We start from the raw sequence: 12,773 nt of genomic DNA on the forward strand, positions 1-12,773 counted from the left end.
GGCCGTTCGGGACGAGGTGGCATGACAAGATCTCCGGCGGAACCCGGACAGGCGCGCCGCCGACAGCGCGCCCGCCACCACCGCCGCCCACACCGCGGTGACCGCTTTCGCCACGATCGCTGACCCAGGCCGAAGCACGCGTCGAAGCCGCCGAAACCGAGGCCGAGCGGGCCCGCAGCGCCATGCGTGCCGCCTTCGAGCAGCGCAAGGCGGCCGAACAGGCCCTCCGCTCCCGAAGCTGACCCCAGCCCCAAAGTAGCTGTGTGAGTGTCGATCACGCCGATGGCCGAGGCAGGACGCCCTGGCCGGATAGCAGGTCGGCCAGGCGGTTCGCACGGCCGCCCGGCTCACCCCATGAGCCCGTGCCAGGGCCGCGGTAGCGGCCTTCGGCCTCGGCGGCGGCGATCCCCTCGACGGTGAGCTCGTTCTGGATGTCACGTTGGAACTGGCCGACGGCGGTGATCACGTTGATGATGACGGCGGTGGTGGCATCGTTGGCGGCGAGGTCGTGCAAGTTCGACAGCGGCCCGGACAGGACGCGCAGGGCGACGCCGCGGGCTTGGCACCAGTTGCGGACGGCGTGGATGTCGAGCAGGTCGCGGCAGAGCCGAAACAGCTCCGAGACCGTCAGGGAGATCGCCGGGGTGCGCCTTGGCGGCGATCTTGCCGAACGCGGGCCGGTCAAGAGCGGGGATCTTGGAGGTGGTGGCAGGGTCCTCGAAGAGGAGGACGCCGTCGGCAGGCCGGAATTCCTCGGTGACGCCTTCGGTGCGCACGAGAAGGCCGGCCTCGGTGAGGATGTGGCGCTGCCGCAGCAGGGACTGGGTCGCGGTGGAGACGCGGGAGTAGACGATCTGCACCGGGCTCTCCTTGGGAAGGGTTGGAGCCCGATTTTCCTGTCGGAAATCCTGTCGTCAATTCGTGTGCGGACCCGGCCACCTGGCGTCACGGTTCGTCACTCGATGTCCGGTTTTTGAGAGGACTTGCGGGACCCAATGAGAGGGTGTCGTTAAATCTTCTAATCCCGACACCCCAGCGAAAGCACTGCGGCGATCAAGACCTACCCGGCGGCTGTGGACACGCTCGGGAGCGGAGGGCCTACGCCGACGGTCGGCCGGCCGGGCAAGGCGCCGCGCTAAGCGAGAGTGACGGCTGAGGGCCTGTACAGGACCGGAGGGTGTCAGCGCGGGATCGTGAGGAGGACGCGGCCGCGGCCGCCGGCATCCACGCGGTCGTGGGCCTTGGCGATGTCGGTGAGCGGGTAGCGGTCGCCGACATCGACGGTGAGGGCGCCGACGGCGGCCGCGGAGGTCAGGTCGCGGGCGGCCTGTCGCTTGGCGTCGGTGGGGAAGTCGTCGCTGCCCATCAGGCGCAGGGTGACGTTGTTGAACAGCAGGGTCCAGAAGGGGATTTCGGTGCGGTCGGCGCGGGTTGCGTACGTGGCGATGGTTGCGCCGTTCGCAGCCACGGCGTTGTCCAGGTCGGCGTTGTCGGACAGGGACACCTCGATGATCCGGTCCACTCCCTCGGGGGCGTGGGCGCGGATCTGAGGGGCGGGATCGTCGGCGTCGAGACCGACGGCGTGGGAGACGACCGCCGGATCGACCCGGTCCAATTCGGCGGCGCGGCGGACGGTGCCGATGACGGTGGCCCCAGCCCAGGCGGCGAGCTGCGCGGCCAGCGACCCGACCCCGCCGAGGACACCGTTGACCAGGACGACCTTCCCGTCGACCGGGCCGTCGGCGAACACGGCGCGGTGCGCGGTGATGCCGGGGATGCCGAGGCTCGCGCCCAGATCGTCGGAGAGGTGGTCGGGCAGCGGGACAGCCAGGTCTGCGGGTACGACGGCGTACTGGGCGGCGGTACCGAAGGGCCGGTAGGACTGGGCACCGTACATCCACACACGCTGCCCGGTACGGCGCGCATCGACGCCGTCGCCGACCGCGTCGATGACGCCGGCGGCGTCACTATGCGGGATCACCCGGGGGTAGGGCATGCCTGATCCTGTCCAGCCGGCGCGTTTCTTGGTGTCGCCGGGGTTGACACCAGAGACAGTGACGCGGACGCGGACCTCACCAGAGCCGGGGGCGGGGTCGGGCACCTCGCCAACCTGCAGCACCTCAGCGGCGGGGCCCTGTTCGTCGTACCAGGAAGCAAGCATGGGGGCGCCTTTCGTTGTCTGTCAGCTCGCCGATGCGCTCAGCGGCGAGAGATCGTGTGCGTGGCGTGGGGGGCCTGGCTCGGGGGTGTCCTCGCCGAGGGCCTCGCGGATCCAGGCGCGTTCAGCCTGGCTAGTGGCGCGGGCGGTGAGCAGCATGCCGCGCCGGTAGGGGTCACTGACGTCCTCGGCACGCAGCGGCTTGTCGCCGTCGTAGAAGAAGCTCGCCGATTCCTCCAGGAAGGCGAGCCGACGCCGGAGTACCGCGTGCTGGTCGGCGACGTCGGGCAGCAGGGACAGGAACGCCAAGATCGTGAACCAGCGGGAGAAGTCGGTGAGCTCGTGCGCGGCCGGCTCGCGCAGTCGCCGGAGCATGTCCTCGCGGCCCGCCTCGGTCAGATTCAGCACATACCGGCCGCCCCCTGCTTCCGGCGCGGGTCGCCGCTCGATCAGTCCCGCCCTGGCCAGACGGTTGACCGCCGGGTAGAGGGTGCCGTCGCTGACCGGCCGGCTGTATCCGGTGAGCTGCGTGATGCGACGGCGCAGCTCGTGTCCCGGAAGAGGGCCTGCGGCCAGGAATCCGAGTATGGAAAGTTCCAGCATCCCTCCAGCATGACACATCGAATCGAGGTATACATCGATTCGATGTTACAGTCGTTGATGGTCCTGCCGTTCACTTCGAACACCACCCAGCAGGCAGGGAGAGAGGCAGAGCAAAATGTCGCCGAAATCCGTTGAATCAATGATGAAGCGCTTCGTCGAGTTCATCAATACAGCCGACGAGGATCTTGCCCGGGAGGTCATCGCTCCCGACGCGGTGTTCCATGCACCCAGTCACGCTGAAGCACTGCGGGGCCCCGCGGGCTACCTGGAGATCATCGCGATGATGCGCAGCGCGTTCCCTGACGTGCGGTGGACGCTGGAAGAGAGCGTCACAGAGGGAAGCACAGTGGCCGCACGGTTCACCATGCGCGGTACCCATGAAGGCGATTTCCTCGGGGTCCCTGCCACAGGCAACAAGATCGCGGTCCAGGCCATGAACTTCTACTACCTGGCCGACGGCCGGATCGTCAAAGAGCGGGGTCTGCCCGATCTGCTCGGGGTCATGCAGCAGATCGGCGCCGTACCAGCGCCGTGAGGCAGGGAGACATCGCCTCGGCCGTGAGCCCCCTCCCGGACACCAGCCGCAGGCCGACCACCAGTAGACGGAGTCACGATCTTCCATCGTTAGTTGAAGATCCCGCACGCAGAGCATGATCATCAGATTTTGGACGATTGGATCCGGCTCGTTCTCGGCCCGTTCCCCGAACCCGATCAAACCTACTTTGGGGCTGGGGTCAGCTTCGGAGCGGAGGGTCGAACAGGAACGTGACGCGGCCGTCCGGGCGCAGGAGAAGGCGGTCACCGCCCAACGTGAGGCCGAAGACAACGCGCCGGCGTCGAGCGTCAGTGGCGCGGGGACGTCGTACGCCTCGGCATGCAGATCGGCGAGCTCAGCCCGGCGTACCTCCTCGACCAGGGTGCTGCCTTCCTCGCCTCCCCCGCCGCCGGTGACATCAACGGTGTGGTGCTGCCGGTCGACGACGGCTGGTCGGCCGTCTGAGGGACGGCGTCACAGCTTCCGCCGGTCCGCGAACCGGCCTTCCCCGGCGGTGACCTCCTCGCCGCCGGGGAAGACGACGGTCGCCGTGGACGCGGGCGGCACGTCCAGGATGATCATCAGTTCCTCGCCCTCGACGTGCCACTCGACCGCGATGAGCCCCTGCGGACCGTCGAACGTCCCGCGTGCCCAGGTGATCGAGGCGTGGGGCACCGGTGCGACGACGAACGACTCCCACGCCACCGAGCCCTCGGCCTGCCGCAGGCCGAGGGTGTGGGTGTGCAGGAACCGGACGACGGCGCCCTTGCTGTAGTGGTTGAGCGACGCGTGCGCGGTGCCGTCGGCGTCGACGCCGTCCCAGTCTTCCCAGATCGTCGTCGCGCCGCGGTCGAGCATGCCCAGCCACGACGGGTAGGTGCGCTGGAACAGCACCTCGTAGGCGACGTCGGCGTGTCCGTGGTCGGCGAGCACGGGCAGCAGGTCGGCCGTCGACAGGAGCCCGGTGCCCAGGTGCGTGCCCGCTTCCCGGATCAGTTCGACCAGCCGCGCCGCGGCCGCCGTGCGCAGGCCGTCGGGCACGAGTCCGAAGTGGAGCGCCCGGACGTAGCTGGCCTGCGTGTCGGCGGCGGTGCGCCCGCTGTCGTCGAGGAATTCGGTGCGCCACGCGTCCTTCACCCGGTCCGCCAGCTCCGCGTAGCGGGCCGCGTCGTCGGCCCGGCCGAGGACCTGGGCGGTCGCGGCCAGCGTGGCCGCCGACCGGGCCAGGTAGGCCGTCCCCACCTCCCCCTTGTCGGCGGTGAACCAGCCGGCCGGATCGGCTTGCACCGGGTCGATGAGCGAGCCGTCCTCCGCGCGCGCCTTCGGCTCGATCCATTCACCCCAGTGGAACGAGCCGTCCCAGAGGAATTCCTCGTGGGGCAACGGCTCGGCCGAGCGCTCCACCCGCGACGGGTGCCGCGACGTCCGCGCGGTCGCCAGGGCCCATTCGACCCAGCGGACCATGGCGTCCCAGTTTTCGGCCAGTGCCTCGCGGTCGCCGTAGGTCTCGTACAGGAGCCACGGCACGAGCGCGATGGCGTCGCCCCAGCCGGCCGAGCCCGTCATCATCGCGAACAGGACGTCGGGGTGCTCTTTGATGCGGTGCCCGTCCGGGGAGTAGTTCGCGACGCGGCCGTCGGGCAGCTGGTCGTCCCGGACCGAGCGCAGCCATTTGCGCGTGAACCCGGCGACGTCGTAGAGCCGCACCGCGGTCGGGGCGAAGATCTGGTAATCGCCCGTCCAGCCGAGCCGCTCCCGGTGCGGGCAGTCAGTCGGCACGTCGACGGCGTTGCCGCGGAAGCTCCAGCGGGCCGCCTCGTGCAGCCGGTTGAGATCGTCGTCGCCGCAGGCGAAAGTCCCGGTGGGACGCAGGTCCGTGTGCACGACCTGCATGACGATGCCCGCCGGGTCGAGCGGCACGCCACCGCGGTCGAGCCGGGCGTACCGGAAGCCGTGCACGGTGTGCCGCGGTTCGAAGACCTCTCCCGCCGCGCCCGCGGAGACCACCTCGTCGCGTTGCACGAACGGGACCGGCGGCTCGCCAGGCCTTGCCGAGTCGAGGTGGGAGGTCGTGAGATCGCCCGCCGGGTCGAGGTGCTCGCCGTAGTCGAGCACGGTCCGGGTGCCCGCCGGGCCGAGGTCGGTGAGGATGACCCAGCCCGAGGCGTTCTGGCCGAAGTCGGCGATCCAGGCGCCGGTGGGCAGCTGCGTGACGGACACGGCGGGCCGGCGTTCGACGCGCCGCACCGGCGGGGCGGGCGACCAGTCGATCGGCGGGGCGGTGACCGCGTCGAGGAGCACCGGGCGTTCCGGGCCGCGCGGGGCGAGGAAGTCGGTGGTCTGCCCGGCCATCAGCCCGGCGCGGGTGATCCGGCCGGGACCGCCGGTCCAGTGCTCGTCGGTGCCGACGACGCGGATCGAGCCGTCGGCGAAAGCCAGGTGGAGCTCGAGCCGGGCGCCGACGCGCGTTCCCCAGTCCGCGGGTTCGCGGAAGGCACCGACCTGACCGCGGAACCAGCCGTCCGACAGGACGATCTCGATCGTGTTGGCCCCGGCCCGCACCGCCGCGGTGACGTCCGACGCCTGCGCGTAGAGGGTGCGGTCGTAGGAGGTCGAGCCGGGCGTGAGTTCGGCGGTTCCCGCGCGCTCGCCGTTGACGAACGCCTCGTAGACGCCCAGCGCCGTCGCGTAGAGGCGGGCGCGGGTCACACCCACGGGCACGGTGAACGAGCCGCGCAGGAACTGCGCGGGCCGGGCTCCGGGCTCGGTCTCCCCCGCTTCGACCGGGGAAATCCACCACGCGGTCCAGTCCTCGTCGAACAGCCCGGCCTCGAAGGCGTGCCACTCGCTCCACGGCGACGCGCCCGTCCGGACCCGCCAGCGCACCTGTTCGCCGCTGCGCAGCGGCCGAACCGGCCACGCGACCCACCGGTGTTCCCGGGTGTGGGCGACTTCCCGGACGCCGTCGCCGATCAGGATCTCGACGTCGTAGCCGGCGCCCGGCGGCACGTCCGCGGGCGGCTTCCACGACAGCCGCGGTCGCGGTCCGGACACCGGGAACCGGTCGCCACCGAAGTCGATCGACAAGGCATGAGGCACTGAGGTGACCATGAAAGCAGAGCTCCGAGGATCGAGGTGTGCAGGGCGCTGGGCGGCGTCGGCCACTTCGGCCCCACACAGCGAAGCTTGTGCCCAACGCGGGCGTAAATCAGTACGTGTAGAGATCCACGTGGAGAAGTCCCGTTCCCGTCGTGATGCTCGGGATCGGCCAGATCGAGGAGGGCTCGGCGTCGACGGCGGGGATCTGGATCAGTGAGCCGCCGCCGGTCTCGTCGCCGTTCAACATTCGGGCCGTCTCGCCGGTGATCGGATCCAGCTCCCGTACGGAGAGGATCCCGGCCTTCCGTCCGTCAATGCGCGTGGGAGTCATGACGAAGCCGCGGCCGGCGATCGTGACACCCCCGGCGGCCGGCAGGACGATCAGGCCGTATGCCGGGAACGACGGCGGCGTGATCCCGAAGACGTCTCCGGCCTTGACGTCGAAGCAGTACTCGCCGATCTTGATCGTGGCGCTCGGCTGGTCTTCGGTCAACCAGAAGGCGCGGGCGGGCGAGTTCGCGCGCCTTGCCTCGGCGATGTCAATCCCGTTGAGCAGCGCGTAGGCGTCGGCCAAAATGCGCTCCTCGGTCGTACCGGGTGCCAGCGAGTCGACGCCGAACGGTGAGACACCGATGGCGTCGTGCTCTCCGATCGCCCAGAACATCTGGGCGACTCCCCGGGGACTGCGCCGCATCTCCGGGATGAACAATCTGCCGTTGGATGCCTCGCTGAAGGCGCGGCAAATGCGGTCGAAGTCGCCGAAGTACACGTCGGGAGTGAGAAGGTCGACGGTGGGGGCGGCGGCGGCCCAGACGGGGTGCACTCTGTCGATGGGGCCACCACTGGGGTAGTCGCCGGGCTGCATTCCGCCCGCCAGAGCGAGTTGCGCCTCGGGGATGTCCAACTCGAGCGGACTGTCCAGCCAAGCGTTCACGAACAGCGGGAGAGGATGCTCTCGACGGCCGGCGGCAGCGACCGACTCCACGTGCGAGGCGTAGGCCCACGCCATGAACACCTCATGAGCATCCACGTTGTCGCCGAAGAGTTCTGTCCAGGTGCCGCTTCGGTTACTGCCCGCCCGCTCCCATTCCGCATGGGCCGGCATCAGCGGCGATCGAGCAATCGCCTCCACGACCTCCGCCGGGACAGGACCCGACCAGGCGTGGTCGGCGAGGGGGCTTCGGTCGCGAGAGTCTCCCAGAAGGCCCACCTCGTTCTCGACCTGCACCATGATGACGGTGCCGCGCTCGTCAGCGGTCTTCAGGTGCCGCAGAAGAGTCCCGAACGCCAAGGCGTCTGCTTGCCGGCTTTCGCGGGCGAAGGGTGAGAGGTGCTCGATCGCGCCACTGGAGGCGGTGTGCGAGCGGGGGAATCGTTCGGCGTCCTGTTTCACCCAATCGGGCACATAGCTCGACGTGGCGTTCTTCCACGCGCCGAACCACAGGGGGATGAGCCGCAATCCGCACGTTTCGGCGACCTGGATCATCGTGTCGACGAGGGTGAAGTCGAACTCTCCCTCCGTCGGCTCCAGGAGTTGCCAGGTGACCGGGGCGAGCACGGTGTTCGCGCCGAGGGCCGCAACGCGCTGGAAGCTCGAGCGGATGGCGACCTCAGAGCTGGAACTCGAGTTGTGGATCTCGGCGCCGAGGACGAGAAACGGCCGCTCGTCCACCACCAGGCCGTTGTCGGTGAGGCGTGCGATGCGGGTGGAGGGTAGATCTGTCACGACGGAGCTCCGGGGATCGGGGTGACGTTCAACTGATGGTGAAGAAGCGCGCGGCGAAGGCGTCCCACACTTCGAGCATGTCCACCGTGGGATCGGCGACCCAAAGCGCCTCCAATCCCGTCCAGAAGGAGTACAGCTCCCGCGCGGCGAGCATCGGCTTCGGTTTCCAGGACAGCGCCCGCGCGAAACCGTCGAGCGCCCGCCGCTCCCTCTCCAGGAAGTAGCCGTGCGCGGGGTGGCCGACATCCAGAGCCTCAGCCCGGAGCACGACGTAGAGCCGGACCAACTCACGCTGTTGCTGGTTGTGCTCCACCGTGCTCCGGAACACCTCGTTCGCCGCGGCAGGGTCGGCGAAATCCTCAACCTCGTATCGCACGGGGTAGGACAGTTCGTCCCGGTAAGCGAGGACAGCCGCGAGGAGATCGGCCATGGACGGGAAATGGTGCAGCACCGACGGCTTCCGAATGCCGCACGCGTCCGCGATGTCTGCCAGCGACACCGCGTTGAAGCCGGCAGCAGAGATCAGCCGCGCTGCCTCCAGGACGATCTGACGGCGCCGCACTTCGGGCGCCAGCCGTCGCTGGGCGCGGGGAGCGCTGTCGGTTGCTGCATTCATCGATCTCCTCGGGCGGCATTGACGACGATGTCCACGGATCCTAATCTACCATCCGGTAGACGCAATCTATCGATCGGTAGATTGGCCGAGCAAGGGAGTTCGTATGACCGAGCGTGAGTCCGCGGCCACATCCGGCCACCCGAAGGTCGACGCAGTTCCGACGCTCGGCAGCGGGGAGGGCGGCGAGCCGGTGGATGTTCCGGCGCCCGGCGCCTCCCCCTCCTCTCCTGCCTTCAACGAGGCGGCGATGATTGCGGAGCAGCTCACACATCAGACAACCCCGGGCGAGGACCGTCCCCGGGTGAGCGCTGCCTACATCTGGCTGGTCGTACTGGCGACGTTCGGCTCCATAGTGGCGCTCGTCGGACCGATCGGATACTCGCTCTCCGTTCTGCTCGCGCGCATTGCGCCCCAGAACCAGGAGTTCCTCGGCTACGTCACCGGAGTGGGGGCGCTCGTCGTCGTGCTCGCCGGTCCGCTCGTCGGCATTCTCAGCGACCGCACGCGCAGCCGGCTCGGACGTCGACGTCCCTGGCTCATCGGCCTCACCATGGTCGGCCTTGCCGGACTGCTGGTCGTTTCCGCCTCCCCGAACGTCTGGATCGCGCTCCTCGGCTGGGGAGTCACGCAACTCGGCTTCGGAATCGCCGCGCTGCAGGTGACGAGCTCGATGGGCGATCGTCTTCCGGAGTCCCAGCGCGGCAAGGTGGCCGGCTTGACCGGGGTGGCGACGATGGTGGCCTCTATCGCGGGTGTCGCCCTGGCCAGCGCGTTCGCGACCTCGAACCTCCTGATCTTCCTTGTTCCGGGCCTGGTCGGAGCGACCTTCATCCTCCTGTTCGCTGTCTTCGTCAAAGAGCCCGACCTGCGGAACGCGGCTGCGCCCGAGAAGGTGACGATGGGTTCGCTGCTCTCCGGTTACGGCTACAACGTGAAGAAGTACAAGGACTTCTCCTGGAACTGGCTCGGACGGTTCCTGTTCAATTTCGGCGTCACACTCTCCAGCACCTTCACGACGTTCTTCTTCGCCGCCAAGCTCGGCCTTCCCGTCACTCAGATCGGAGGACTTGTCGCGATTGCCGGCCTGCTCGGCATCGTGTGCACCGTGGGAGGCGCAACGCTCAGCGGATTCCTCTCCGACCGGCTCAAGCGGCGCAAGCCCTTCATCCTGCTCGCTGGAGTCCTCTTCGCGGTGGGCGCGGTCATCGCTTGGCTCGCTCCGGATCTGCCGGTGCTGCTGATCGGGCTGTGCGCCCTGCAGTTCGGCCTCGGCATCTTCTCCGCCGTCGACCAGGCCCTCTACTTGGACGTGCTCCCCGAGCAGGACACCCAGGCGGGGCGCTTCGTCGCCATCACCCAGTTCTCGACGTCCATTCCACAGGTCGCCGCACCCCTGCTCGCGCCCGCTCTCCTCCTCCTCGGAGCCGGCTCCGCGGAGGACAACTACGGCCTCCTGTACCTGATCTCCGCAGGCTTCGCCCTCATCGGGGGATTGGTGATCCTTCTGCGCGTCAAGGGCGTCCGCTGAGTAGTGGCCATCGCGGCAAACCGAGGAGCAGCATGACAAGAACTTCCTTCAACCGCGGCTGGCGTGTCCGACCCAAGGTCAGCCCGTTCGCTCAGCTTCAGGCCGGCGCCGGGAACGCGACATCCGTAACCCTGCCGCACGACGCCGTCGCCGCCCTCCCCCGGAACGCCGACGCGCCTTCCGGAGGACGGACCGGCTACTTTCCCGGTGGCACGTTCGAGTACCTCAAGGACTTCGAGGTTCCCGAGCAGTGGCGTGGCAAGCGGGTCACGCTGGAGTTCCAGGGCGTCTACCGCGACGCCATGGTCTATGTGAACGGCACCTTCGCGGCTCAGCGACCCTCCGGCTACTCACCGTTCGACGTGCCCCTCGACCCGTTCCTGCGCTACGGGGAATCGAACGCCATCCGTGTCGATGCCCGAACCCACGACGACTCCCGGTGGTACAGCGGCGCGGGCATCTACCGGGATGTGACCCTGCGCGTCACCGACCTCGCCCACCTCGGCGAGGTCCGGATCGCGACGCCTGACATCGACGCCGATCGGGCGGTCGTGGAGGTGGCGACAAGGGTGGTGAACGAGAGCGTCGAGACCCGGACGCTTCGAGTTCGCACCGAAATCCGCTGTCCTGACGGCGAGGTGGTCAGCCGCGACTCCGCACCCATCACCCTGCGCGCGGGCGGGTCCGGGGTGGTCCGCCAGCGGCTGTACGTACCGAATCCGGCCCTGTGGAGCGTGGACAGCCCGGCCCTCCACACGGCCCGCACCGTGCTTGAGAACTCGTATGAGCTCCTCGAGGAGGAGACCACGCCTTTCGGGATCCGTCGCCTCCAGCTCGATCCGATCACCGGCCTGCGCATCAACGGCGAATCGGTCAAGCTCCGCGGCGCATGCATTCATCACGACAACGGGCCTCTCGGCGCGGCCACCATCGCGCGCGCCGAGGAGCGTCGGGTCGAGCTTCTGAAGCAGGCCGGTTTCAACGCCCTGCGCAGTTCCCACAACCCGCTGAGCCCCGCAATGCTCGACGCCTGCGATCGCCTCGGCATGCTGGTGATGGACGAGACCTTCGACATGTGGGCGGAAGGAAAATCGTCGTTCGACTACTCACTGTCGTTCCCGGAATGGTGGGAGCGGGATGTCGAATCTCTGGTACGAAAGGATTTCAACCATCCCAGCGTGATCTTCTACTCGATCGGCAACGAGATCTTCGAAACCGGCGACGCGCTCGGTTCCGAATGGGGACGCGCACTCGCCGAGAAGATCCGCACCCTCGATCCGACACGCTTCGTGACGAACGGCATCAACCCGTTCGTCTCGGTGCTCAGCGAGGTGAAAGAGATGCGCGCCCGCTCCGCCGAAGTGCAGCCCGCCGGGGAGGGCGGCGTGAACGCCATGATGAACGCAGGCGATTTCATGGCGAGAGTCAGCGCCTCGCCGATGGTCAGCGAGAAGACGGAAGCCTCCTTCTCGGTTCTCGACGTGGCCGGCCTGAACTACGGGGACGGACGCTACGAGTCCGATCGCGAGCAGTTCCCCCACCGGATCATCGTCGGCACCGAAACCTTCCCGCCGCGGATCGCGCACAACTGGCGCCTCGTGCTGGACAACGCCCACGTGCTGGGTGACTTCACCTGGACCGGCTGGGACTACCTCGGCGAAGCCGGCGTCGGCCGGCTCCAGTACGCGGATGTGAGCCCGGTCTTCGAGGCGCCGTACCCGTGGATCTCCGCGCGGGTGGGCGACCTGGACATCACCGGCCTGCGCAGGCCCATCTCCTACTACCGGGAGATCGTGTTCGGCCTCCGAACCCAGCCCTACCTCGCCGTTCAACGCCCCGAGGTATACGGGCGTGAGGGCTTCGGCATGTGGGCGTGGAGCGATTCCATCGCCAGCTGGAGCTGGGACGTGCCGATCGGCACCCCGATCGCCGTGGAGGTGTACACCGTCGCTGACGAAGTCGAGTTGCTGCTCAACGGCCGCTCTCTGGGGCGGGCGACGCCAGGAGAGTCCAAGCCCTTCCTGGCCGAGTTCGATCTCACCTACGAGCCCGGGGAACTGGTGGCCGTCGGTTACCGCGACGGCGTCGAACAGGGACGCACGTCGCTCCGCTCGGCCACCGGCCCGGCTCGGCTCGTCGCCGTCGCCGACCGGACAGAACTGCACGCGGACGACTCCGACCTCAGCTTCATCACCATCGAGCTCCGCGACGAGCAGGGCAACCCGGCGGGCGCACACGATCAGCTGGTGCACGTGACGGTCGAGGGCGCGGCCGTCCTGCAGGCCCTCGGCAGTGCCCGCCCGGACTCGGAGGAACGTTTCGACGCGGCGCAGTGCACCACGTTCGACGGCCGGGCTCTGGCGATCGTCCGGCCGAGAGGTGCCGGGGAGATCACGGTGACCGTCACTGCGGAAGGCCTCGAACCGGTCGTCCTCGAGCTGGAGTCGCTGGAACCCGACGACGAGCCCGTCACCGCCGCGCTCCTGGCCCTGCGATGAGGACCACCCG

At 68.6% G+C, this 12,773-nt stretch carries 10 protein-coding genes; 4 read left to right on the top strand and 6 right to left on the bottom strand.

All coding sequences use genetic code 11. The annotated features are described in order from the left end of the window. Window positions 1-274 precede the first annotated feature (274 nt). The 3 genes from AB0H64_RS36470 to AB0H64_RS36480 all read right to left on the bottom strand — a co-directional run bounded on the left by AB0H64_RS36470 (window position 275) and on the right by AB0H64_RS36480 (window position 2,761). Complete coding sequence (locus tag AB0H64_RS36470) at window positions 275-685, bottom strand: recombinase family protein (protein ID WP_357633992.1); 411 nt, start codon at window positions 683-685, stop codon at window positions 275-277. 495 nt (window positions 686-1,180) lie between these two features. Next, window positions 1,181-2,161 carry an NADPH:quinone reductase gene (locus AB0H64_RS36475; RefSeq protein WP_357633994.1) on the bottom strand — a complete coding sequence of 327 codons (981 nt, stop codon included), beginning with the start codon at window positions 2,159-2,161 and terminating at the stop codon, window positions 1,181-1,183. Between the two features lie 21 nt (window positions 2,162-2,182). Then, complete coding sequence (locus AB0H64_RS36480) at window positions 2,183-2,761, bottom strand: PadR family transcriptional regulator (RefSeq protein WP_357633997.1); 579 nt, start codon at window positions 2,759-2,761, stop codon at window positions 2,183-2,185. A 139-nt stretch (window positions 2,762-2,900) separates the two neighbouring features. On the opposite strand from AB0H64_RS36480, the gene AB0H64_RS36485 reads away from it, so the two are divergent. After that, window positions 2,901-3,296, top strand: a complete 396-nt coding sequence (locus AB0H64_RS36485; protein WP_357634000.1) for an ester cyclase — start codon at window positions 2,901-2,903, stop codon at window positions 3,294-3,296. 339 nt (window positions 3,297-3,635) lie between these two features. Then, a complete protein-coding gene (locus tag AB0H64_RS36490; protein WP_357634003.1) occupies window positions 3,636-3,761 on the top strand; it encodes a hypothetical protein in 126 nt (41 codons plus the stop codon). 9 nt (window positions 3,762-3,770) lie between these two features. On the opposite strand, the gene AB0H64_RS36495 is transcribed toward AB0H64_RS36490, so the two are convergent. From AB0H64_RS36495 to AB0H64_RS36505, 3 genes are all read right to left on the bottom strand, one after another. Beyond that, window positions 3,771-6,395, bottom strand: a complete 2,625-nt coding sequence (locus tag AB0H64_RS36495) for a family 78 glycoside hydrolase catalytic domain (RefSeq protein ID WP_357634007.1) — start codon at window positions 6,393-6,395, stop codon at window positions 3,771-3,773. A 109-nt stretch (window positions 6,396-6,504) separates the two neighbouring features. Beyond that, window positions 6,505-8,121: a beta-galactosidase gene (locus AB0H64_RS36500; RefSeq protein WP_357634009.1), complete on the bottom strand. Its 1,617-nt coding sequence runs from the start codon at window positions 8,119-8,121 to the stop codon at window positions 6,505-6,507. Window positions 8,122-8,149: 28 nt separating this feature from the next. Next, window positions 8,150-8,737 (bottom strand): helix-turn-helix domain-containing protein, encoded by a 588-nt coding sequence (locus tag AB0H64_RS36505; protein ID WP_357634011.1) that lies wholly within the window; start codon window positions 8,735-8,737, stop codon window positions 8,150-8,152. Between the two features lie 103 nt (window positions 8,738-8,840). Here AB0H64_RS36505 and AB0H64_RS36510 point away from each other — a divergent pair, with 103 nt between their 5' ends. Then, entirely contained in the window at window positions 8,841-10,265 is a 1,425-nt protein-coding gene (locus tag AB0H64_RS36510) for an MFS transporter (protein ID WP_357634013.1), read from the top strand. 32 nt (window positions 10,266-10,297) lie between these two features. After that, on the top strand, window positions 10,298-12,763 hold the full coding sequence (locus AB0H64_RS36515; protein WP_357634015.1) for a glycoside hydrolase family 2 TIM barrel-domain containing protein: 2,466 nt from the start codon (window positions 10,298-10,300) through the stop codon (window positions 12,761-12,763). The last annotated feature ends 10 nt before the right edge of the window (window positions 12,764-12,773 follow it).

This window comes from Nonomuraea sp. NPDC050733, from assembly GCF_040654215.1.
Taxonomy (GTDB): Bacteria; Actinomycetota; Actinomycetes; order Streptosporangiales; family Streptosporangiaceae; genus Nonomuraea.

Coding starts and splice junctions, on each gene's coding strand:
- AB0H64_RS36475 (WP_357633994.1), bottom strand. CDS start 2,161: ATGCTTGCTTCCTGGTACGACGAACAGGGCCCCGCCGCTGAGGTGCTG.
- AB0H64_RS36485 (WP_357634000.1), top strand. CDS start 2,901: ATGATGAAGCGCTTCGTCGAGTTCATCAATACAGCCGACGAGGATCTT.
- AB0H64_RS36505 (WP_357634011.1), bottom strand. CDS start 8,737: ATGAATGCAGCAACCGACAGCGCTCCCCGCGCCCAGCGACGGCTGGCG.
- AB0H64_RS36510 (WP_357634013.1), top strand. CDS start 8,841: ATGACCGAGCGTGAGTCCGCGGCCACATCCGGCCACCCGAAGGTCGAC.
- AB0H64_RS36480 (WP_357633997.1), bottom strand. CDS start 2,761: ATGCTGGAACTTTCCATACTCGGATTCCTGGCCGCAGGCCCTCTTCCG.
- AB0H64_RS36490 (WP_357634003.1), top strand. CDS start 3,636: ATGCAGATCGGCGAGCTCAGCCCGGCGTACCTCCTCGACCAGGGTGCT.
- AB0H64_RS36515 (WP_357634015.1), top strand. CDS start 10,298: ATGACAAGAACTTCCTTCAACCGCGGCTGGCGTGTCCGACCCAAGGTC.